This window comes from Micropepsis pineolensis (assembly GCF_055392125.1).
The window spans coordinates 3055922-3077404 of sequence record NZ_AP042408.1 but is presented as its reverse complement, the minus strand read 5'-3'; the positions used below and the strand labels follow the sequence as shown (position 1 = coordinate 3077404).

18 protein-coding genes are annotated in these 21483 nt (G+C 58.5%); 11 read left to right on the top strand and 7 right to left on the bottom strand.

What is annotated here, in order from left to right:
- Window positions 1-380: 380 nt before the first annotated feature.
- The gene (locus ACZ5RI_RS13720) at window positions 381-2177 is read right to left on the bottom strand and encodes a hypothetical protein (protein WP_464513765.1); all 1797 of its coding nucleotides are present in this window, start codon (window positions 2175-2177) and stop codon (window positions 381-383) included.
- A 709-nt stretch (window positions 2178-2886) separates the two neighbouring features.
- Window positions 2887-4299: a glutamate--tRNA ligase gene (gene gltX, locus ACZ5RI_RS13715; protein ID WP_464513764.1), complete on the bottom strand. Its 1413-nt coding sequence runs from the start codon at window positions 4297-4299 to the stop codon at window positions 2887-2889.
- Window positions 4300-4366: 67 nt separating this feature from the next.
- Here gltX and ACZ5RI_RS13710 point away from each other — a divergent pair, with 67 nt between their 5' ends.
- The gene (locus ACZ5RI_RS13710; RefSeq protein ID WP_464513763.1) at window positions 4367-6550 is read left to right on the top strand and encodes a ComEC/Rec2 family competence protein; all 2184 of its coding nucleotides are present in this window, start codon (window positions 4367-4369) and stop codon (window positions 6548-6550) included.
- Window positions 6551-6560: 10 nt separating this feature from the next.
- Here the strand turns inward: ACZ5RI_RS13710 and lexA are convergent, their stop codons facing one another.
- Window positions 6561-7325, bottom strand: a complete 765-nt coding sequence (gene lexA / locus ACZ5RI_RS13705) for a transcriptional repressor LexA (RefSeq protein ID WP_464513762.1) — start codon at window positions 7323-7325, stop codon at window positions 6561-6563.
- A gap of 143 nt (window positions 7326-7468) precedes the next feature.
- Between lexA and ACZ5RI_RS13700 the strand changes: the two genes are divergently transcribed.
- Window positions 7469-7864 (top strand): hypothetical protein, encoded by a 396-nt coding sequence (locus ACZ5RI_RS13700; RefSeq protein WP_464513761.1) that lies wholly within the window; start codon window positions 7469-7471, stop codon window positions 7862-7864.
- Window positions 7865-7892: 28 nt separating this feature from the next.
- Here the strand turns inward: ACZ5RI_RS13700 and ACZ5RI_RS13695 are convergent, their stop codons facing one another.
- The gene (locus ACZ5RI_RS13695) at window positions 7893-10232 is read right to left on the bottom strand and encodes a PAS domain-containing sensor histidine kinase (RefSeq protein WP_464513760.1); all 2340 of its coding nucleotides are present in this window, start codon (window positions 10230-10232) and stop codon (window positions 7893-7895) included.
- Window positions 10233-10652: 420 nt separating this feature from the next.
- Between ACZ5RI_RS13695 and ACZ5RI_RS13690 the strand changes: the two genes are divergently transcribed.
- The 4 genes from ACZ5RI_RS13690 (at window position 10653) to ACZ5RI_RS13675 (ending at window position 14378) form a co-directional block, all read left to right on the top strand.
- Window positions 10653-11642 carry a UDP-glucuronic acid decarboxylase family protein gene (locus tag ACZ5RI_RS13690; RefSeq protein WP_464513759.1) on the top strand — a complete coding sequence of 330 codons (990 nt, stop codon included), beginning with the start codon at window positions 10653-10655 and terminating at the stop codon, window positions 11640-11642.
- Window positions 11643-11708: 66 nt separating this feature from the next.
- Window positions 11709-12764, top strand: coding sequence for a tRNA preQ1(34) S-adenosylmethionine ribosyltransferase-isomerase QueA (queA, locus tag ACZ5RI_RS13685; RefSeq protein WP_464513758.1), 1056 nt, complete (start codon window positions 11709-11711; stop codon window positions 12762-12764).
- Between the two features lie 81 nt (window positions 12765-12845).
- Window positions 12846-13595: a CHASE3 domain-containing protein gene (locus tag ACZ5RI_RS13680; protein WP_464513757.1), complete on the top strand. Its 750-nt coding sequence runs from the start codon at window positions 12846-12848 to the stop codon at window positions 13593-13595.
- Window positions 13596-13661: 66 nt separating this feature from the next.
- Window positions 13662-14378, top strand: coding sequence for a CHASE3 domain-containing protein (locus ACZ5RI_RS13675; RefSeq protein WP_464513756.1), 717 nt, complete (start codon window positions 13662-13664; stop codon window positions 14376-14378).
- A gap of 48 nt (window positions 14379-14426) precedes the next feature.
- Here ACZ5RI_RS13675 and ACZ5RI_RS13670 read toward each other — a convergent pair whose 3' ends face one another.
- The 3 genes from ACZ5RI_RS13670 to pdxH form a co-directional block, all read right to left on the bottom strand.
- Complete coding sequence (locus ACZ5RI_RS13670; RefSeq protein WP_464513755.1) at window positions 14427-14714, bottom strand: integration host factor subunit beta; 288 nt, start codon at window positions 14712-14714, stop codon at window positions 14427-14429.
- Window positions 14715-15290: 576 nt separating this feature from the next.
- A complete protein-coding gene (locus tag ACZ5RI_RS13665; RefSeq protein ID WP_464513754.1) occupies window positions 15291-16094 on the bottom strand; it encodes a helix-turn-helix transcriptional regulator in 804 nt (267 codons plus the stop codon).
- A 343-nt stretch (window positions 16095-16437) separates the two neighbouring features.
- Complete coding sequence (pdxH, locus tag ACZ5RI_RS13660) at window positions 16438-17061, bottom strand: pyridoxamine 5'-phosphate oxidase (RefSeq protein ID WP_464513753.1); 624 nt, start codon at window positions 17059-17061, stop codon at window positions 16438-16440.
- 54 nt (window positions 17062-17115) lie between these two features.
- Between pdxH and ACZ5RI_RS13655 the strand changes: the two genes are divergently transcribed.
- The 5 genes from ACZ5RI_RS13655 (at window position 17116) to trpA (ending at window position 21470) form a co-directional block, all read left to right on the top strand.
- Window positions 17116-17664, top strand: a complete 549-nt coding sequence (locus ACZ5RI_RS13655) for a tetratricopeptide repeat protein (protein ID WP_464513752.1) — start codon at window positions 17116-17118, stop codon at window positions 17662-17664.
- A gap of 82 nt (window positions 17665-17746) precedes the next feature.
- Window positions 17747-18640 carry a DnaJ C-terminal domain-containing protein gene (locus ACZ5RI_RS13650; RefSeq protein ID WP_464513751.1) on the top strand — a complete coding sequence of 298 codons (894 nt, stop codon included), beginning with the start codon at window positions 17747-17749 and terminating at the stop codon, window positions 18638-18640.
- Between the two features lie 118 nt (window positions 18641-18758).
- Complete coding sequence (locus ACZ5RI_RS13645; RefSeq protein ID WP_464513750.1) at window positions 18759-19442, top strand: phosphoribosylanthranilate isomerase; 684 nt, start codon at window positions 18759-18761, stop codon at window positions 19440-19442.
- Entirely contained in the window at window positions 19435-20652 is a 1218-nt protein-coding gene (gene trpB / locus ACZ5RI_RS13640; protein WP_464513749.1) for a tryptophan synthase subunit beta, read from the top strand. The genes ACZ5RI_RS13645 and trpB overlap by 8 nt, the downstream gene beginning before the upstream one ends.
- Window positions 20649-21470 carry a tryptophan synthase subunit alpha gene (trpA, locus tag ACZ5RI_RS13635; protein ID WP_464513748.1) on the top strand — a complete coding sequence of 274 codons (822 nt, stop codon included), beginning with the start codon at window positions 20649-20651 and terminating at the stop codon, window positions 21468-21470. Before trpB ends, trpA begins: the two co-directional genes overlap by 4 nt.
- The last annotated feature ends 13 nt before the right edge of the window (window positions 21471-21483 follow it).

Genomic DNA, 21483 nt, shown 5'->3' with positions numbered 1-21483 from the left:
GCGCCCCCTCAAAGGTATTGCCTTCACTTGTCCTGGTGGTCGGGGAGTTAGAAAACCGCGGTAAGACGGTCCCCATGGCCTTTAGCTTCCGAAGAACCCTGGACATGCGCCACAGGCTCCCCGACCGCATAGGTCAAGGTTTCGCTGAAATTGGTCAGCGATTGTCCACTTACCGAGGGGTTTCTAAGGCCCCGGTGCCGCGCGTCACAGCACCATTGCGCAGGGTATGGGATTTTGCCCCTAAACGATAGCCCGTTTTTAAAATGGTGGTGGGAAATGAGGTGGGCCCTTCGCACCCATCCTCACCATGACCGGTCACCGAACCGGCCATCCAGAAAGTGTTAAGCCGGGCAATGTCAGATTATTGCGGGTGTCTTCGGCTATTCCTTTTTCATCAACCCGCTAATTCCGGCGATGAACAAGGATATTAGCACCCAGCCTGCGATTTCGAGAGACCAGTAGAGGAAGCGGTGAATGCCGTGGCGGAACAGCCACTGCCCAAAACTGGTGGGGCGAGAAAGTAGGCTGGTATCGGCGGCAAAACCACAGGATCGGGTGGGGGGTGATTGAGTGCTCTGATAACTGTTGTGGCCAAGAAGCAGTCGCGTGGTGCATTCCGGCCAACCTTCATCGGGGGCAAGTGCGCGTACGCTGCCGTGTGGGATGTTGACCGGAAACCATGCTTTGTCCTGTCCGAGATCGACGACCGGCAGATACGCATCAAATGCATAGATTATTGCATTATAGGGCGGTACATGATCATTATTCTGGCGTTGCATATAGCCAAGATTACCTGCTGCAGCAAAGGTCAGCCAACCTATCACGCACAAGGCAAGTGACCACCAAAGGGTGCGAAACGGTTTGTAGCCATGGCCAATAGTGTATTCGAGTATGTGGCGACCGAGCCTTCGCCACCAGCCAATATTGTCACTATGTGTGCGCAGTATTTCCCGCACTAACGCGAGATTTCGTGCATCGGCATCATGTCCCATTGCCATCAAGACTTTGCTTGCTTGCACCCACGGCTGGGGACGAAATGTTGATCCTGACGCTTTACCAAGATGCTCATCTGGCTGCCGCATCAGCCAGTCTTTTCTGGCCTCCCAGTCCGTCGGGCCCTCGTCAAAGCGCTCATAGGTAAAGCCATCAAGCAGCAGCTTGCCTTGATCGGGCCATGCATCTTTATGATCGGAATAGGTCCGGCACTTTGCCTGCCGCATATCGAGAGTGCCGCTGATTTTTGCCGCGGACCAAAGCCTTTCCTCGTTTACTTCTTTTTCTAGGCAAGAGTTTAGGCGTAAAGCTGACCCAATTTCTGCAAAGCGGAGATTAAGAGCGCAGCCTTTCGGATTGCTAAAGATTCCACCATGGCACTGAAAGTGAGATCCTATGATGGCACCAAGAAAATTTATTTCTCCCTCGGCGGTGAAGCCTTCTCGCAGGAATACGTCACTGTCTACTGTGATACTGTTAGCATTCAACGCTACACTTTCTGCGTTATGAAAACGGCCATTTTCGCAACTTAATTGTCCATGTATTTCGGCACCGACAAAGTCCACAAGCCCATCTGCCGTAAACCCGTCGTCTAGGAAAACACAGCCTTCAATGATCGCTGAGTTAACACTTAATGCTGTTTTCTCCTCTTTTTTAAAGCGGCCATTCTTGCATGAAAATTGACCTTTAATAGCCGCGCCATCAAAGTCCACGAGGCCGTTAGCGGTAAAGTCATCATCCAATGAGACGTCACCTATAACTTTAACCCCGCAGGCGTTAATGCCTGGAAGATGCGTCCCTTGAAAACTTAAATGCTTTGTTTGCGCCTGTATGAAGTTTGGTATTTCGTCAATGTGGCATTTCTCAAAATAAAGGCTATGCCCAAGATTTGCCTCTTCAAAATCAAGTGTTCCGATAATGCGCGAGTGATGAATTTGTATGCCTTTGGCGTGAACCGGCCAGGGTTCTTTTTGGGTTGGCCATATCTCTCCCAATGCTAAACAGCGTATCACCTCTGTCCGAATGGTCCTACTTTCGTGCCACTGGCTGGCATGTTCTGGATTGTCGTCATCCAACACACCTGAGACACACAATCCGTATGGCGGTTCCCATGGGACACCTTTGGCAACGCATTTAATCAGGTGTTCTTCCTGAGGTGTCAGTGTGGGATCAATATCTGTCATAGTGGATTTGGGTGTAGTTTCTCCACTTACGTTAGTTCTTTCTTGCCGGTGGCCCAAGATGATTTTGCCGTTTTCCTCTTGTTCCCCTCATCCTGAGCTAAGTCGAAGGATGAGCCCGCCCCACCTGGGTCCCCTTTCCTTAGGTTCGCTGCCGCTCACCTTCGTAAGGTGATGACAGAAACACCAACACCAACCTCACCATGACCGGTCACCGAGCCAGCCAGCCATCCAGATCGGATTGGATTGGCTGGCACTGGATGGCAGACCATGCTTCGGGCAAGCTCATGCTTCGACGGGCTCAGCATGAGGTCGGGGGGGGGGCGGTGAGAGGGGGGCGTGATGGTGCGAAAAGGGGCTGTAAATGGCGGTTTTGGCCCCGTTGAATGTGGCTTTTTTGACCATTTATTGCGCGGGCGGGCGATCTTATTGCGTGTCTGCGGGGTGGGGGGACCGTTTCATGCGCACAGGTCCCCCGCGCAATGTCTCTGTTTGCAACAAAACCGGTGGTCTGGCCGCTATGCTGCTTTGCGCTATCCAACCACCGGTGTGGGCATAAAAAAGGGGCTGCTGTCAGCCCCTTTTAAAAAAAGTTATCCGGGATCTGCCCCGTCTTGCACGGCTGGGGCCGTGCCGGTGGGGCGGTCGCCTGCATCGGCGGGGCACACATAAAGCCTATCCCATACCCCGTTGGCCGCTTATCAGGCCCGTTTTACCCTGCCGGGGCGGTAAGCCGGGCGAGGGCTTCGTCCTTGCCCAGAATTTCCAGCATGGCGAAGATCGGCGGCGACACCGTTTTGCCGGTCAAGGCGGCCCGGATCGGCTGGGCAATCTGGCCCAGTTTGATGCCTGCACCTTCGGCATAGACGCGGGCGGCTTCTTCCAGATCCTGCGCCGTCCATGGTGTGGTGGCGATGGTGGCGAGATACGCCTTTAAGTGCCCGCGGGCTTCATCGCTTAAGAGCTTGGCGGCCTTTTCATCCGGCGTTTGTGCGCCGTCGCTGAACAGGAACTCGGCCGCCTGCACCAGCTCGCCCACCGTCTTGGCGCGTTCTTTGAGCAGCGGCATCGCGGCCGTCAGGCGCGTTTTCGCGGTGTCCGACAGGGTGCGCGGCGTTGCCTCGCGCCCGATCCAGCCTTCAATCACCGCCACCAGATCGGCGTCGGCTTTCACGCGGATGTAATGGGCGTTCATGTTCTCGAGCTTCTTGAAGTCGAGGCGGGCCGGGCTCTTGCCGATATTGTCGAGGTTGAACCATTCGGTGGCCTGCGCGGTCGAGAAAATCTCCTCGTTGCCGTGGCTCCAGCCCAGCCGCAGCAGGTAATTGCGCATGGTTTCCGGCAGATAGCCCATGTCGCGATATTCTTCCACCGCCTGCGCGCCGTGGCGCTTGGACAGCTTGGCCCCGTCCGGCCCGTGGATCAGCGGCACATGGCCATAAACCGGCACCGGCCAGCCCATCGCCTCGATGATCTGCATCTGGCGGGCGGCATTGTTCAGATGGTCGTCACCACGAATGATGTGGGTGATGCCCATGTCGTAATCGTCCACCACCACGGCCAGCATATAGGTTGGCGTGCCGTCTGAACGCAGCAGGATCATGTCGTCGAGCTGTTTGTTGTCGAAGCGGACATCGCCCTGCACCACGTCATGGACCATGGTCTCGCCTTCCTGCCGCGCCTTTAAGCGCACGACATAGGGCGCACCGGCCGGGGCTTCCGACGGATCACGATCCCGCCAGCGGCCGTCATAACGGATCGGCTGACCGGCCTTCTTCTGCGCCTCGCGCATGGCGGTAAGCTCTTCCGCCGTGGCATAGCAGCGATACGCCTTGCCCATGGCCAGAAGCTGTTCGGCCACCTCGCGATGGCGACTGGCGCGGGTGAACTGATAGACCGGTTCGCCATCCCAATCGATGCCCAGCCATTTAAGGCCGTTCAGGATCGCCGACACCGCCTCCGGGGTCGAGCGTTCGCGGTCGGTGTCCTCGATGCGCAGCACAAACTTGCCGCCGCAGTGGCGGGCATAAAACCAGTTGAACAGGGCAGTGCGGGCACCGCCGATGTGCAGCATACCGGTGGGCGAGGGGGCAAAACGCAAAACGGGCTTGCTTGTATCGGTCATTATCGCTGTCGTTGAAGGTTCCTTGTGCGCCGGGTTTAGCAAACAGCCCGCCCAAGGGGTAGGTCCGATGACGCAAAAATCACCTTTCCTATGGTGGGTGTTGCGCTATTTTGCACGGATGAGGGGATTTTGGTCGTATCCGGCGTTGCTCATCCGCGCCGCCCTGGGTTGGCCGTGGGCGGCGGTGCGTTTCCTGCGCGCGGCAGCGTATGCCGAGCATGACCGCTGGCCGCTGTGGCTGCCGGTGGCGCTGGGCACGGGCGTGGGGTGCTATTTTGCCCTGCCGCTGGAGCCTGCGGGCTGGTGCGGAGTGGTGGCGGTTCTGCTGGCCGTGGTGGCGGTATGGTGGGGCCGCAGCGGGCGGTTTGGCTTTCTGCTGGTGGCGGCGCTGTGTCTGGGTTTTGCGGCGGCCATCCTGCGCACCCATATGGTGGCCGCCCCGGTGCTGGGGGCGTCGTTCGGGCCGCTGCGGGTGATCGCCCGGGTGGTGGCCGCTGAACCGCGCGGCGACGGGATGCGCCTGCTGCTGGCCCCCGAACCGATCCGGCGGCTGCATTATCGGACATCTGATAATCAGACACCGGCGCGCATCCGGGTCAGCGTCCGCTATAGCCAGGATCTGCCCGCTCCGGGCAGCTTTGTGCGGCTGACCGCCATGCTGATGCCTCCGCCGGGGCCCGCTATGCCGGGCGATTATGATTTTGCCCGCTGGGCGTATTACCGGCGCATCGGCGCGACGGGCTATAGCTATGGCAGGCCGCATCCGGTGCCGCCGCCCCGCGCCCTGACCTTGTGGGAAAGTACCAGCGCCGGGCTGGAGCGGCTTCGTGACCGCATGACGGCGCGGATCACTGCCGCCGTGCCGGGCGATGCCGGGGCAATTGCCGCTGCCCTGATTACCGGCGAGCGGGCCGGGGTCTTACCGGAAACCGAGGAAGCCTATCGCAATTCCGGCCTGACCCATGTGCTGTCGATCTCCGGCGTGCATCTGGCGTTGGCAGGGGGGATCTTCTTCTGGGTGATCCGGGCGTTACTGGCGCTGCTGCCGACCGTTGCGCTCTGCTATCCCATAAAGAAATGGGCCGCCGTGGCGGCGCTGGCCGGGTCGGCGTTTTATCTCGCTATCAGCGGGGCGGACCCGCCTGCGGTGCGCTCTGAAATCATGCTGGCCACCATGTTCTGCGCCATTTTGTTCGATCGGCCCGCTTTGTCAATGCGTTCGGTGGCACTGGCGGCGACCATTGTTCTACTTATCGAACCGGAAAGTCTGGCAGATCCGGGCTGTCAGATGTCGTTTGCCTCTGTGGTTGGTCTGATAGCACTTGCCGAGTGGTTGGCCGCTCGGCGGCGACACCATCCGACTGAAACGATCTGGCCGCTGAAATTGCTGCGCTATGCTGGTGGTATTGTTGCTGTAAGTCTGATTGCTGGGTTGGTTTCTGCCCCGATTGCGATATTTCATTTCAATAGGGCATCACAATACGGCCTGATTTCTAATCTGCTGGCCGAACCGGTGGTGGGTTTTATCATCATGCCAGCGGCTACCGCAGCGATGGTGGCGATGCCTTTCGGACTGGAGGCTGCCCCCCTGTGGCTGATGGGCAAGGGCGTTGGTGTGATGAGCGCGATTGCCTTTTGGGTGGCGGCGATGCCGGGGGCGGGCAGTCTGGCGCCGGTGTGGCCACTGGTCAGTCTGATCGCGGTGATGGGCGGTTTTCTGTGGTGCGCGCTGTGGCTTAAACGCTGGCGCTGGTTTGGCCTGATCGCCATTGCTGGCGGTATCTGCTGGTCACTGACCGTGCGCCCGCCTGATCTGTTGGTGGCGCAGAATTTCGGTGCTGTGGCGGTGCGGGGGCGACAGGGTACGTTGATCTTTTTGCAAAAGCCTAAAGACCGTTATGCCGCGGCTGACTGGCTTAGGCGCGAGGCTGATCCGCGCGATGTTCCCGACGCGGTAAGCGACAGTCGCGGCGTGCGCTGTGATGATCTGGGGTGCCTCGCCACGACTTATGATGGCCGTGTGATGGCTTTTGATACGCGCGTCGATGCGTTGGCAGAAGATTGCGCCCATGCCCGTATCGTGGTGAGCATGGTGCCCGCTCACTGGCTGTGTTCCGCCCCGCTGGTGATTGATCGCTTTGATGTGCTGGATGGTGGCGGTTATGCCGTTTGGTTCACGCCCCAAATTAGAATGGTGTCCGTGGCCGCACGTCGCGGTGTGCGGCCCTGGTCTATGCCATGGCACCGATAAAATTGCCCGTTCAGTAGTGGCGTAACAGCCCAACCAGCTTGCCCTGAACCTGGACCTGATCAGCACCATACAGCCGGGTTTCATAGGCCGGGTTCGCGGCTTCGAGCGCAATCGAGGCCCCATGGCGGCGCAGCCGTTTCAGGGTTGCTTCTGTCCCGCCGATCAGGGCCACGACGATGTCGCCATTGTTGGCGGTGTCGACATGGCGGATGATGACGGTATCGCCATCCAGAATCCCGGCGTTGATCATCGAGTCCCCGGCGACTTCCAAAGCATAATGTTCGCCCGAACCGATCATGCCAGCGGGCACCGGAATATCAGCGACTTTGTTCTGTAAGGCTTCAATCGGCATACCGGCGGCGATTTTGCCGACCATCGGCACGGAAATGCTGTCCCCCTCCAGCGCAGTATGGCGCGGGGTGCCGCCAATGCGGGTGTCTGCGAGACGATTTTCTGATGCGCGGTTTTCCGGTGTGCGCGCATCGCCGCGAGGCTGGCGCGGCGGACTCATACGCTGAACCTGGTTGCGGCTGACCGCCGGGCGCAGGGTTTCGGAAACATTGTCGGGCAGCTTGATGATTTCGATGGCGCGGGCGCGCTTTTCCATCCGCTTGAGGAATCCGCGTTCTTCCAGCGCCGTAATCAGGCGGTGAATACCCGATTTGGATTTGAGGTCGAGGGCGTCCTTCATCTCGTCAAACGAGGGGGGGATACCGGACTCGCGCACGCGTTCGTGGATGAACATTAACAGTTCATATTGTTTGCGGGTCAACATGCTGCCCCCATGAGAAGAGATACCTTGAGAAGGCGAACAAATGCGAAACGCCTGATTTCTGTTCTAGTTTAGTTCCCCTTCGCCGTCAATGGCGTCCTGCGGTCAATGATGCCATAAAAGGCGCTCATAATGTGGAGTGTCCTGTGCCGAAAAAGTTCATTTTCCCAATACTGGTTGTGCTGCTGCCGCTCGTTGTGATCGCCTATTTTCTACTGGATGGCACCGTGGTGATCTGGGGCCGCAATAGCGGGGGGCCGGTTACCGTCGCCGCGGTGATTGTCAGTGGACAGACCGTCGAGAAATCCGAACCGCGTAATATTGCGGCCGGTGGGCGGTTGCTGATCCTGTTTACGCCGCACACCTCGGGAACGCTGCGGCTGTTCTGTCGTACCGCCGCGCAAAGCGCCGCCGTGCAGGCTGACGAAATTCCACTTTATGCCTATGCGGCACAATCAACCGAGTTGGGGCCGGTCACCGCGGGTGATTTTCGCCTGTTCCATAGCGCGCTTGGTGGCTGCACGGATATCCGCAAGCTGTAAGCGGTTCGCATCGCTTTACGCGGGCGGTCTATTCCGCTGCGCGAGCTGGTGGTTCGCTTTCGGGCGGCATGTTGTCGTGCAGTCGGCGCGGCAGGTGGCAGCGCACCTGTGTGCCATCACCACTTTCGATTTCGACCCAGCCATTGTGCAGTTCGATAAAGCGGTTGACCAGCGCCAGCCCGAGCCCGGCCCCGCCGCGTTTTTCCTCGGTCCCCTTGGCGGCAAAGCGCTCGAACACATTGGCGCGGAGTTCGGGCGCAATGCCGGGGCCATTGTCGTGGACGTACAGCTGCACATCCTCACCATCAATCTTGCCGCCCAGCACGATGCTGCCGCCCTTGGGCGTGTATTTGATGGCATTGGACAGCAGGTTGTAGATCACCTGACTGATGCGCCGTTCGTCGGCAAAGAAATCGCCCGCCGGTTCGGGGGCTTCAAGTTCCAGCGTCAGCCCGGCCTTGGCGGCCCATTCGCGGGCATGGGCCGCAATATCAGTGAGCAGCTGGGTCAGGTCGATGCGCGTCAGTTCCAGCCGCAGCGCGCCGGATTCGACCAGCGCCAGATCCAGAATATCGTTGACCAGATCCTTCAGCGCATTCGAGCTTGAAACAATCGCCTGCATATATTCGCGCTGGCGTTCGTTGAGCACGCCCGGCACTTCCGACGACAGATGTTCGGCAAAGCCCAGAATGGTGTTGAGTGGTGTGCGCAACTCGTACGACACATGTTTAATGAAGTCGGATTTGAGCCGGTCAGCCGCTTCCAGGGCTTCGGCCCGTTCACGCAGCACGCCTTCAATGCGTATGCGCGCGGTGGCGTCGGCAAAAGTGATCAGCTTGGCCCCGTCGGGCAATTGCGACAGCCGCAGCGATAAGATGGTACGGTCGGTCCGCTCGATCTCGCCGAAATCATTCGAGCCGCTATCTTCCGAAACAACCGCCTGGATCAGCTGTTCCCACATCGGTTCGGTAGCGAATTTTGCGGCACAGGCTGCGGCAATGGTGCGGATATGCGGCTCGCCCCCAAGATCCTTTTCGGTCAGACCCCAGATCTCGGCAAAGGCGGCGTTGTGCAGTTTCAGTCGCCCATCGGGGCCAAACACCGCCACGCCCTCGCGCAAAGAATCTAATGTGGCCGACTGCACTTTGCCCAGCGTATTGATCGAGCTTTCCAGCGAGATGCGTTCGGTAACGTCTTCGAACAGGAAGGTCAGGCCGCCAAAGGGGTGTGGCTGGACCATTACGCGTAAGTTTCTGCCGTCCGGCGTGTGCCACAATTCCTCGGCCGCGTAATCATGCGCGGTCTGGAACATCTTGAGCCGCTCGGCCTTCCAGCTTTGGTAATCGCGCTGTTCCGGCAGTTTGCGTTCTTCGCGTAGGCGGTCGAGAATTTCACTGTCGGTCGGGTGGGTGTCGAGCCACACCGCAGGAATGTCCCACAGTCTGGTGAAAGCGCGGTTGAAAAAGCTGATATGTTGATCGGCATCGAAAATCGCAACCGCTGTGGCCAGCTTGTCGAGTGTGTCGCTGTGGGCGGCGATATGCTGCTGCAGCCGTGCGGCGCTGGCGGCAACTTCGGTCACATCATTGGCGGTGCCGACCACACCCAGATCTACCGGGACTTCGGTCAGCATCAGGGCGCGCTGCTGGCCGCCGATGACGGTGCGCCGTTCTGCCGTCTGCACCTGATTTTGGGTGTATGCCTGGATTGCCAGATCGCGTTCGCCCTTATCCAGGGCCATTTGTTCCAGCACCGCCGCGTCAATATCACTGGCCCCGGTTGCCGACAAAAAGGTGCGGTTACCCCAGATCAGTTTTTGCGCCCGGTCGCGCAACCACACCGGCGTCGGCAGCATGTCGAGGATTAGCCGATAGTCGAGGGTTTCAAGCGTGAGGGCGTTTTCGGTTTCAAGCCACACCGCGGCCATGCCACCCACCGCCTGCCCGCGCAGTTTGATGCGCCGCCGCCCTTCATCGTGGGCGGTCATGGCAAAAGCCGTACCCTGATCACTCAGGGCGTCAATGGCAGTCGATAATTCGGTTGCTTCGGCCCCTTTGAGGCATTCATCAAGCAATTTTTCGGCGCCGCTGAACGACAGCGTGCCACGACCGTCACGGCCCCAGACAATCAATGCTTCGCGCGCAGTGCCAAGCAGGGCATCACGCTCACCAATCAGGGCGCGGGTCCGCGCCCCGACAGACTGTAATTGTCGTTGTAAGCGGCGTGTTACGCGTTGCTGTGCCAGGGCCCACAGACCGGCCGCAATCGCCAGCGAAACCGTGCCGCCGGTTACCAGCAAGACCACAGGGTCAGACGCCGACAGCGCAAAGTCACCCGCCCAGGCTGGTGCCGCCGACAGGGCAAGCACAGCGGCTCCAGCCCATAGCCGCCGCTTTGTGCTACAAGCCGGAAAAACGCCAGGCCTGTTATTGTGTCCCAATAAGGGACTCATCCCGGCAACCCCTCGCGCATGCCGCCCCGCGCGGCGAATCAAAGTGTTAAATCAAGATGATAAGAGTGAAAGGGTTTTTCGCAAGGGAAGGTGGTTAAAAATCTGTAAATCGTTCTGAATCGCGTTTTGTTGTGGGGCATCCTCGGTCCGCCTTTCATAGCGTGTTCTAAAACCACGTTTGCCCGGCAGATTTTTCCGATGGGGGCGTAGCATGCCCGGCAAAACTGCCGTAAGTATTACCTACTAACGCGTATTCGCGTTTTGAATCAACGCTTTCGGTATTAGGCCCGGTCTGTGCATAGAGGGTAAGGGCAGCATCGGAAAGAGGCAGAAAGCATGACAATCGACAGCCGCATTCTCGTTACCGGAGGCGCCGGTTTCATTGGGTCGCATTTGTGTGAGCGTTTACTCGCCGCAGGCAGCGAAGTGCTGTGTGTTGATAATTTCTTCACCGGATCACGACGCAATATTGCCAGCATGCTCGACAATCCGCAGTTCGAGTTGATGCGCCATGATGTGACCTTTCCGCTCTATGTCGAGGTTGATAAGATCTTCAATCTCGCCTGTCCGGCAAGCCCGGTGCATTACCAGTTCAATCCGGTGCAGACCACCAAAGTGTCGGTTCATGGCGCCATCAACATGCTGGGGCTGGCTAAGCGCACCAAGGCGAAGATTCTGCAGGCTTCGACATCTGAAGTTTATGGCGATCCCGAATGCAATCCGCAGCGTGAGGATTACTGGGGCAACGTCAATCCGATCGGGCCGCGCGCCTGCTATGATGAAGGTAAACGCTGCGCTGAAACGCTGTTTTTCGATTACTGGCGTCAGGAAAAGCTCAAGATCAAGGTCGCCCGTATCTTCAATACCTATGGACCACGGATGCACCCCAATGACGGGCGCGTGGTGTCCAATTTCATCGTGCAGGCTTTGCGCGGCGAGAATATCACGCTGTATGGCGACGGCAGCCAGACCCGTTCTTTCTGCTATGTCGATGATCTGGTCGATGGCTTGCTGAAGCTGATGGAATCCCCCGATGCCATCACGGGCCCAATCAATATCGGCAACCCGGACGAGCGCACTATCCGTTCACTGGCTGAAATGGTGATCGAGCTGACAGGCAGCCGCTCCAAAATCATTTACCGTCCGCTGCCGACGGACGATCCCAAACAGCGCCAACCCGATATTACCAAGGCCAAAACGCAACTCGACTGGCATCCGCGTACGCCAATCGAGCTCGGTTTGCAGCTCACCATTGCCTATTTTGAGGCGCTGCTGACTAAGGACGCCCTGGCAACCCAGTCCGGGTATCGCGTTCTGGTTGCCTAAGTCCTGTGGGCTTGCTCGTGTGGGACTGGTTGCTTTGCGGTCTGTAAGCGGCTAATCCCCACCGCCATGCAGGTTGACGATTTCGATTTTGATCTGCCGGACGAATGCATTGCGCTTCGCCCGGCATGCCCCCGCGATGCGGCGCGCCTTTTGGTGGTGCGCCCCGGCGCGCCCTTGGTCCATGCCCATGTCCGCGATCTGCCGGACTTTTTAAAGCCCGGCGACTGCCTGACGGTCAATGATACCAAGGTGATCTCGGCCCGGCTCAAGGGCCGGCGCGCTCCCCGCAGCGCGGATGGCCCCGGGGCCAAGATTGAAGCCACCCTGATCCGGCGTTTGGCCCCGGATCGTTTTGCGGCGCTGGTCAAACCGGCCAAGCGGCTGGCGCTGGGCGATAGCCTAACCCTTGGGACCGATATTGACGCGACAGTGGCCGCGATCCATGAGGCTGGCGAGATCGAAATTGCCTTTACCTTGGCGGGGGGGGCGCTTGATGCCGCCATCGCCCTGCAGGGAGATATGCCGCTGCCGCCCTACATTGCTGGCAAGCGCGCCCCCGATGCGCAGGATAAGGCCGATTATCAGACCATCTATGCCGCCCATGAAGGGGCGGTGGCCTCGCCGACGGCGGGCTTACATTTTACCCCGGAACTGTTTAACCGGCTGGGTGCTGCAGGCGTCGGGCGCGAAACTGTCACGCTGCATGTTGGGGCCGGGACGTTTCTGCCGGTTTCCACTGACGATACGGCTAACCATAAAATGCATTCGGAATGGGCCCATATCGATGGCGCAACTGCCGGTCGGCTGAATGCGGTTCGCGCCACGGGCGGGCGGGTTGTGGCGGTTGGCACCACGTCGGTGCGGACGCTGGAAAGCGCTGCCGATACGACCGGGATTAAACCATTCAGTGGTGATACCAATATTTTCATCACCCCCGGTTACCGTTTTAACGCCGTGGATATGATGCTGACCAATTTCCATCTGCCACGCTCGACCCTGTTCATGCTGGTGTCGGCGTTTGCCGGGCTTGAGACCATGCGCGCGGCCTATGCTGAAGCCATTGCCAAGGGCTACCGTTTCTATTCCTATGGTGATGCTTGCTTACTATTTCCCTACAAATAGACGTTTTTAGTAATCTACCATTACACCAAGCATTAGCACCTTGACCGTAAGCTGAGCGCCGCATCAATGGGATGATGTCGCATGGCGGCACAAACCAGCTTCTGGACAACTATCTGCCACCACATTCGCTGTGGCCATTTACGACCCGCTGGTACCGAAATGGTGGCGGCGGCTTTGGTGTTGCTGCTGAGCGGCATGCTACTGATGGGGGCGAATATGTCCGCGCTGCATCGCCTTGGTCTGGCGACCGAGCGTTCCTATCAGGCGCTGCTCAAAATGAGCGATGTCGATACCAATATTCTGGCCAGCGAATTATCGATGCGCAGCTTTGCCGCCACTGGCGAGGCTGAATTCATCTGGCGTCACCGCACGCGTATGAAAAGTGTCGAAGATGGATTGGCGGATTTGTCGGTTCTGCTGGCCGAGTATCCGGAAGATGTCGCCGTCTTGCAGCGCTTACGTGGTTTTGCCGAGGGACGCAAAAAAATGTTTGCTGACCTGATCGTCTTTAAGCCGACCAGGGCAAATCCGGCCACGGATATGGTGATGGATGCCAAGGTTCGTCAGGCCCGTATGGATACCGGGAAAATGCTATCTGTCATGCGGACACAGGAACTGAAGCGGGTGGTGGCACGCCAACAGGCGTCCGAGAGCAAGGCCCGGCAGACCTTCATCCTCTCCGCCGGGGTTGTTATCGTGTCTTTTGGGTTGGGACTGCTCGGGCTGTTTTTTTCTGGCACAATCGGCCGCAAAGGTCAGGCGGATGACACAGAGAAGGTTTCCCCGATCTATTATCATGGCGGCGGCATCCGGGGGGCATCTCGTTTCTAGAGGCGCTCATTACGAAGCTTTAGTATTCGGCGGGTAAAGTGGTCCGGTCGACGAACCAGGTTTTTTATGCTGTCCGGTATCAGTTTCTGGCAAACCATCAAGTACCACGTCCGCAGTGGCCATTTGCGCGCGGCTGGGGTTGAAATGCTGATTGGCGCGATCGTTATGCTGATCGCCGGTATGGTTTTGATGGGCGCCAACATCTCCGAATTGCGCCAGCTCGGGCAAGCCAGTCAACGCTCCAATCAGGCGCTGCGGTATCTGGCGGATGTCGACAGTAATCTTCTTTCGACCGAATTATCACTGCGCGGGTATGCCTTGTCCGGGCAGGAGGTGTTCGTACAGTTTTATGGCGAGCAATCGGCACGGTTGCGCGTGGCCCTCGACCGGCTCAACGCCACTCTGGCGGACAACCCGCCAGAGGCTGCACGGCTGGGGCAACTTAATACCTTTGTTTCGCGTCGGCTGGCCGACTTCTCGGTCTTGATATCCTTGAAGGCTGCCCACAGCGAGGTGGTGACCCACGCCTCGATCGATCTGTCCTTGCGGGCGGAACGTGTCAAGATTGAGCACATGATCGCGGTTATTCGCGATGATGAAATAAAGCTCAGCTACGACCGGCAAATTGCTGCCGAAAGCAAGATCCGGCAGACCTATATTCTCTCTTCGGTCATCGTATTGCTGGCCTTCGGTCTGGCCGTGCTGGGGCTAGCATTGATGGAGGGAATTCGCTTTTCTGTTTCAGACACACAGACACATCGGCCCGCTATTCGCCAGCCGTAAGATACGGTATTTCAGGTGTCTATGCTGAGCGTGGTCGCCAAAGGTGGCTCAGGCGTCCTTGCCGTTGAGCCGCTCGCGCAGTTCCTTGCCAGTCCGGAAAAACGGCGTCCGTTTTTCTTCAACCGCAACCGGTTCACCGGTGCGCGGATTACGCCCCATACGCGATGGCCGCACCTTGACCGAAAACGCACCAAATCCACGCAATTCGACGCGATTTTCCTTGGCCAAGGCCGCGGTAATCTCATCAAGCATCGTGGAGACAATCCGCTCCACATCGCGGTGATACAAATGCGGATACCGAGCCGTCAGACGCGCAACTAGTTCGGATTTAATCATCCCAATGCCCCCGAGAGAACTATCGACCTATGCAATAGGGTCGAATCCCGTTCCGACGAATTAACCCTGTCAGAGCCGGTCCGCTTCGTCAACCAGAACCCTATGATCTGTCTGTATTTTCCTGCTGTTGTGATGCAATTTCACCCAATTCTTACGTTCCATAGCTGTCCAAAATGTCGCAGGAGTGCTGCCGGAGCCGGGGTGGTGGCATTACGAGGCAAAAAAAGTCCCGCCGTGAAATCGGGCGGGACGAAAACCGTTATTTCTGAGGGGGCGCAAATCCTTGCGCGTGGTGTCAGTGGAATTGTGACCGGCAGGCAATCGTCATTAGCTTTTCCAAATGAGGCGAAGCCTCATCCAGACACGAGAGTTTGTCGAAGCTAATGGACAACTGTTCCAGAATTACGAGAACCAATTCCCGTGTGCTGGACTGGTCGTTTCCGCCGCCACCACTTGATGGCATGTCCGTCTTTTCCAAGAATGCCATTGCCTTGCTCCTATCCTTCTGAGAGCAAGGTTGACACATTTGTTCCCGGCTGACGTCCCCCCCAATCGGGTGGGCAAGAAATAAATAACTCAGACCTGTATCGCACCATCCTGAATGGCACTCACCACCGCCTGAATGCGTGTGCTGACGCCAAGCTTGCGTTTGATGTTCTCGATATACCAGTGCACAGTGTTTTCACTTATACCGAGTATTTCACCAATCTCCCAATCTGTTTTACCTTGTGCGGCCCAGGCCAGGCAGTCGGCCTCGCGCGCGGTGAGCAGTGAGGTTTTGGGTTGATCCCGCTCGCTCAGCCGCATCAGGCGGTTGCAGGTGTACAGCGCCATGGCGTGGACGCTGACCCGCGTTGCTGGTGTCGGGATGATCCGTGTGCCAACAAAATGGCCGAGGATTAATCCGCGCCCCGGATAATAGACCGGCACGCACAAGCCGTTGCTTAAACCAAAGCTGCGCGCGTCACGGTAAATCCGGATGAGGTGAGCTGCCGCCGCACTCGACACCATTTGAGGTTTGATCTTGATCTCGTGCCAGAACAAGGGTTCGGAATTGCACAGCGCCCCCGATAACAGTGGGTTTTCGTCGGCATCCTGCTGCGCAAAAAAACGCTTGGCCCACTGCGGATGCAAGCGGGCGGCGATGATGCCGCGTTTGAAATCTTCGGTGTTGCGCACCGCCGAAGCGAAGACAAAATAACTGATACCAAACTGAGCCAGACGATCCTGCAGCGCCAGCAGGATATCGTCGATCTCGTCGATCTCCTGGATGCGTTGGATATAATCAAAAAGGCCTGTGCTGCCGACGCCAGCCATCTGTTCGCTTGGTCCGTCCTCTGCCGCTGCAACTTTGCGGCCTGCATTTACCGCCAGCGCCATGTTTACACCCCTCTTAAAACCGATATCGCCGGCTTTCCCCCCGCCAAACATTCAGCAGTGATGGCCTGTACCCCGCCATATGCCAGCCTTACCAGACCTGCGCCGGGGTGGTCCCGCCCTCCCCCCGGCCGCAATCCCTGGATGGCATTTTATCGCCCGTTCATTAAGGGCGGGTTTGTGCCACAATAGGCTGCGTAAATAACTTTAAATAGCATAGCTTACCAAGTTTAGGTTGTATACCTTAACCAAGGGTTAAAGGTAAGTTATTGCAGCCCCGCTTCTCAAAGGAGAGGGTTAATATGATAAAGTTCGTATAATATTACTGTGATGGTACACAGTATACTCAGGGGAAGAGCTTTTCCGTTGACCATGGCGCGTCAAGGTTTGCGCGACGGTAAACCAGCCGGTCATGCAATCGGAAGGGGCGGTCGCGCCAAAACTCGATCTGTACCGGGCGGACACGATAGCCGGTCCAGTGCGGCGGGCGCGGTACTTTCACCAGGCCATATTTCAGGGCGTATTTGGCGATCTCGCGCTCAAATATCCAGCGGCCCTCCATCGGGCGGGACTGGGCTGAAGCCCAGGCACCAATCTGGCTGTCTTTGGCACGGCTGGCAAAATAGGCGTCGGCTTCTTCCGTCGTCACCAGCTCGACCGGGCCACGCACACGGATCTGGCGGCGCAGGGATTTCCAGTGAAAATTTAAGGCCGCCTGCGGGTGGCCGGTCAGTTCCTGACCTTTGGCGCTTTCGGTATTGGTGTAAAAGACAAACCCGCGTGCGTCATAGGCTTTCAGCAGTACCATGCGAACATCGGGCAGGCCGGATGCGTCAACGGTTGCCACCGCCATCGCGGTCGGATCGTTGATTTCGGTCTTTTCCGCTTCCTTCAGCCAGTTGGCGAAGATTTCCAGCGGATCCTGCGCGGCAACAATGCCGCCCTCGTCAATAGTGCCAGGTTGGTTCATGCTTCATCGCATAGCATCTTCGCGTCGCCGGTAAAAGACAGTAAGCTCATCGTCATGACTACTCTGCTTCGGATATTGGCACGTCGTGCCCCCGTTTTGGCCCTTACCGGTGTATTGCTGGCCGCCTGCGCCAGTAATCCTGATTCGGTCAAGGCCGACTTTGACCATGGTCTTGCTGCCTATGATGGCGGTGATTATGCGACGGCCTTTCATCTATGGGATGGCATTAAGAATGATGATCTGGCGGCGCTGCGTAATGTCGCGGTGATGCTGCGCACCGGTCAGGGAGTACCGAAGAATCCCGCCAAAGCCCGCAAATTGTTTGCCGAGGCAGCTGATGGCGGGCTTTCCTCGGCGGCCTATAATCTGGGCCAGATGCTGATTGCGGGCGATGGCGGCAAGCGGGACGTCAAAACCGGGCTGATCTGGATGGAACGCGCTGCGCCGAGCCAGCCCATGGCCGCTGCCGAGCTGGGCGAGATCTATCGCAAAGGCAAGCTGGTCCCGGTTGATCTGATCAAGGCGCGGAATTTTCTGGCCATGGCAGCCGCGGCAGGGGATACCCAGTCTGCCCGCACACTGGCTCAGATGCCGGTACACTGAAAAACGTGTGACGCCTGCCGGTTGCGTTGCTTGTCGTTTAGCCCTCTTAACAGTTTACCCCTGAACCCCTTATATTAAGCCCATGAAAGATCCATACGAAGTTCTAGGCGTTGCCAAAGGCGCCAGCGAAGCCGAAATCAAGAAGGCCTTTCGCACCCTGGCCAAGAAATACCATCCCGACGCGGCCGGCAACGGTGCGGCGGCTAAGCGGCATTTCCAGGAAGTTAGCGCCGCGTACGAGATTTTGGGCGATACCAAGAAGCGGGCTGAATTTGATGGCGGTCGTATCGATGGCGACGGCAATCCCCGCGCCCAAGGTTTCGGTGGTGGCGGCTTTGGCGGTGGTTTCGGCGGTGGCGGGCAGCACTATGAGCGGCCCGAAGACGTTTTTGCCGACATCATGGGCGGTGGCGGTATGTTCACCGGCTTTGGTTTTGGTGGCGGCCGTCGCGGTCGTCCGCGTCCCGGTCAGGACTATCAAATGACCGTTACAGTCGGCTTCCGGGATGCTGCCAGTGGTGGGGCCAAGCGCATCCGGCTGCCCGATGGGGCCGAGATTGATGTGCGCATTCCGGTCGGCTTGCGTGACGGCCAGCAGATCCGCATCAAGGGGCGCGGCGGTCAGGGCGTGGCGGGCGGTATTGCCGGCGATGTGCTGATTGATGTTAAGGTGGCCCCCGACGGGCTGTTTAGCCGTGATGGCAATGATCTCAAATGCGATCTGCCGATCAGTCTGACCGAAGCGGTGCAGGGGGCCAAGGTGCCGGTCGAAACCCTGACCGGCAAGGTCTATTTAAGCGTTCCGGCCGGTTCTAATTCCGGCAAGGTGATGCGCTTAAAAGGCAAAGGTATTCCGGCGCATGACGGCGCGCCGGCAGGCGATCTTTATGCCCGGGTGATGATTGTGCTGCCCGAGAATAATGCCGAGCTGAAACGCTTCGTCGATCATTGGCGTACCGATCAGGAACCGCGCTAACGCAGGGTGCTTACAAGCTAAATTGTGGGTTGTGATTGCGCCCAATCCTCTCGTGGCGCGATAGGTGCGGGCGCGTCTGCTTGATTTCCCCTCGCCACACGGTCATAAGCCTTAAATCATGAGCCTTCTGGTTAAAATCTGTGGGGTCAACAGCCAGCCGACGGCCGAGGCGGTCCTAACCGCCGGGGCTGATTTCGCCGGACTGGTTTTCCATGCCAGATCGCCGCGCAATGTCAGTGTGGCCGAGGCTGCGCCGCTGGCCGGTCTGATGCGCGGGCGTTTGCGTCTGGTGGCGCTGATGGTCAATCCAGACGATGCGGCCATCGATGCGGTGCTGACCGCCGTGGCGCCGGATTATCTGCAGTTGCATGGTCAGGAAAGTGCTGATCGCATCGGCGACATCCGCTCCCGGTTTGGTGTGCAGATCATCAAGGCGGTGCCGGTTGCCGAAGCGGCCGATCTGGATGGGGCTGCGGCGCTGATGCAGGCCGCCGACATGCTGCTGTTCGATGCCCGCCCGCCCAAGGGGGCGGTGCGTACGGGCGGTAACGGTGTTGCGTTTGACTGGAATATCCTCAGTGGGCGGAACTTTCCCCGCCCCTGGCTGCTGGCCGGTGGGCTTACCCCCACCAACGTCATCGCCGCCGCACACGCCGCGGGGGCTGCGATGGTCGATGTTTCTTCCGGCGTGGAAACTGCCCCGGGTGTCAAAGATCCGGATAAAATTGCGGCTTTTGTTGCCGCAGCCCGTAACATAACTCCTGCCATCTCTTTAACCCCTGAAAGCAACTCCCGTGACTGACGTTCCGCTCAATTCCTATCGTACCGGTCCTGACGCCGACGGTCATTTCGGCGCTTATGGTGGTCGTTTCGTCTCCGAAACGCTGATGCCGCTGATCCTGGATCTGGAGAAGGCCTATGCTACGGCTGAAGCTGATCCGGCCTATCATGCTGAACTCGATGGGCTACTCAAATATTATGTTGGTCGGCCAAGCCAGCTCTATTTCGCCAAGCGTCTGACCGAGCATCTGGGCGGTGCCAAGATCTATCTCAAGCGCGAGGACCTCAATCACACCGGCGCGCATAAGATCAATAACTGCCTGGGGCAGGTGCTTTTGGCCCTGCGCATGGGCAAGACCCGTATCATCGCCGAAACCGGCGCCGGTCAGCATGGCGTTGCCACCGCGACCGTGGCGGCCCGCTTCAATCTGCCCTGCACCGTCTATATGGGCGAGATTGATATGGAGCGGCAGAAGCCCAACGTCTTCCGCATGCGTCTGCTGGGGGCCGAGGTCAAGGCGGTCAAATCCGGTTCGCGGGTGCTGAAAGATGCCATGAACGAGGCGATGCGTGATTGGGTCGCCAATGTGCAGGATACCTTCTACATCATTGGCACGGCAGCCGGCCCTCATCCCTATCCGATGATGGTACGCAATTTCCAAAGCGTGATCGGCAACGAAACCAAGGCGCAGATGCTCGAACGTGAAGGCCGTCTGCCCGACCTGATCACCGCCTGTGTCGGCGGCGGTTCGAACGCCATCGGTCTGTTCCACCCCTTCCTCGATGATCCGTCGGTGGAGATTCACGGCATCGAAGCGGCGGGTGAAGGGGTTGATACCCCACATCATGCAGCCTCGCTGACCAAGGGCTCGCCCGGTGTGCTGCATGGCCAGCGTTCCTATCTGTTGCAGGATCGCGATGGGCAGATCACCGAAGCCTATTCGATTTCCGCCGGGCTCGATTATCCCGGCATCGGGCCGGAACATGCCTGGCTCAAGGATACTGGTCGGGTGCAGTATTTCGCCATCACCGACAAGCAGGCGCTGGAAGCCTTCACCACGTTAAGTCGGCTGGAAGGCATTATTCCGGCGCTGGAATCCTCGCATGCCGTGGCACATGTCATGCGCATTGCCCGGGATATGGCCAAGGATAAGATCATCGCACTGTGCCTGTCCGGGCGTGGCGACAAGGATGTGTTTTCGGTCGCCAAGGCGCTGGGAGAAGAAATATGAGCCGTATCGCAAAACGTTTTGCCGCGCTGAAGGCTGCAGACTGCGCTGCCTTTGTACCCTTCATCACGGCGGGCGATCCCGATGGCGATACCACGGCGGCGCTGCTGGAAGGTCTGCCCCATGCCGGTGCCGACCTGATCGAGCTGGGTGTGCCCTTCTCGGATCCGATGGCCGATGGTCCGGTGATTCAGGTCTCGTCGCAGCGGGCGCTGGCGGCGGGGATGAGCATGCTCAAGGTGCTCGATCTGGTGCGGGGCTTTCGCAAGAAAGACAATGAAACCCCGATTGTTCTTATGGGCTATTACAACCCGATCCATGCTTATGGTACGGCCAAGTTCGTTAAGGATGCCGCGGAAGCCGGGGTTGACGGGTTGATCGTCGTTGATTTGCCGCCCGAGGAAGATGCCGTGCTGCGCCTTCCGGCAGCGGCTTCCGGGTTGGACATCGTCCGTCTGGCTACCCCGACCACCACCGGAGCGCGCCTGCCGCAGGTTCTGGACGGTGCTAGCGGGTTTCTTTACTATGTTTCGATTGCCGGGGTCACCGGCACCAAAAACTTTGCCGAAGACGAAGTCCGCAGCGCGGTGGAACGGCTTCAGGCGGCCAGTGGTCTGCCGGTGGCGGTCGGTTTTGGCATCAAAACCCCAGAAAACGCGGCCTTTATCGCCCGCGTTGCCGATGGTGCGGTGATCGGTTCGGCCATTGTCGAGAAGCTGGCGGCGGGGCTTGATCGCCCACAGGATGACAGGGTAAATGACGTGCTTTCCTTCTGCGTTCGCCTGGCTGTGGCGGTTCATGCCGCTCGCCGTCCGCAGTAAAGCTTCCCACACG

Coding starts and splice junctions, on each gene's coding strand:
- gltX (WP_464513764.1), bottom strand. CDS start 4,299: ATGACCGATACAAGCAAGCCCGTTTTGCGTTTTGCCCCCTCGCCCACC.
- ACZ5RI_RS13675 (WP_464513756.1), top strand. CDS start 13,662: ATGCTGTCCGGTATCAGTTTCTGGCAAACCATCAAGTACCACGTCCGC.
- ACZ5RI_RS13645 (WP_464513750.1), top strand. CDS start 18,759: ATGAGCCTTCTGGTTAAAATCTGTGGGGTCAACAGCCAGCCGACGGCC.
- queA (WP_464513758.1), top strand. CDS start 11,709: ATGCAGGTTGACGATTTCGATTTTGATCTGCCGGACGAATGCATTGCG.
- lexA (WP_464513762.1), bottom strand. CDS start 7,325: ATGTTGACCCGCAAACAATATGAACTGTTAATGTTCATCCACGAACGC.
- ACZ5RI_RS13710 (WP_464513763.1), top strand. CDS start 4,367: ATGACGCAAAAATCACCTTTCCTATGGTGGGTGTTGCGCTATTTTGCA.
- ACZ5RI_RS13690 (WP_464513759.1), top strand. CDS start 10,653: ATGACAATCGACAGCCGCATTCTCGTTACCGGAGGCGCCGGTTTCATT.
- trpA (WP_464513748.1), top strand. CDS start 20,649: ATGAGCCGTATCGCAAAACGTTTTGCCGCGCTGAAGGCTGCAGACTGC.
- ACZ5RI_RS13665 (WP_464513754.1), bottom strand. CDS start 16,094: ATGGCGCTGGCGGTAAATGCAGGCCGCAAAGTTGCAGCGGCAGAGGAC.
- ACZ5RI_RS13680 (WP_464513757.1), top strand. CDS start 12,846: ATGGCGGCACAAACCAGCTTCTGGACAACTATCTGCCACCACATTCGC.
- pdxH (WP_464513753.1), bottom strand. CDS start 17,061: ATGAACCAACCTGGCACTATTGACGAGGGCGGCATTGTTGCCGCGCAG.
- ACZ5RI_RS13650 (WP_464513751.1), top strand. CDS start 17,747: ATGAAAGATCCATACGAAGTTCTAGGCGTTGCCAAAGGCGCCAGCGAA.
- ACZ5RI_RS13655 (WP_464513752.1), top strand. CDS start 17,116: ATGACTACTCTGCTTCGGATATTGGCACGTCGTGCCCCCGTTTTGGCC.
- ACZ5RI_RS13670 (WP_464513755.1), bottom strand. CDS start 14,714: ATGATTAAATCCGAACTAGTTGCGCGTCTGACGGCTCGGTATCCGCAT.
- ACZ5RI_RS13720 (WP_464513765.1), bottom strand. CDS start 2,177: ATGACAGATATTGATCCCACACTGACACCTCAGGAAGAACACCTGATT.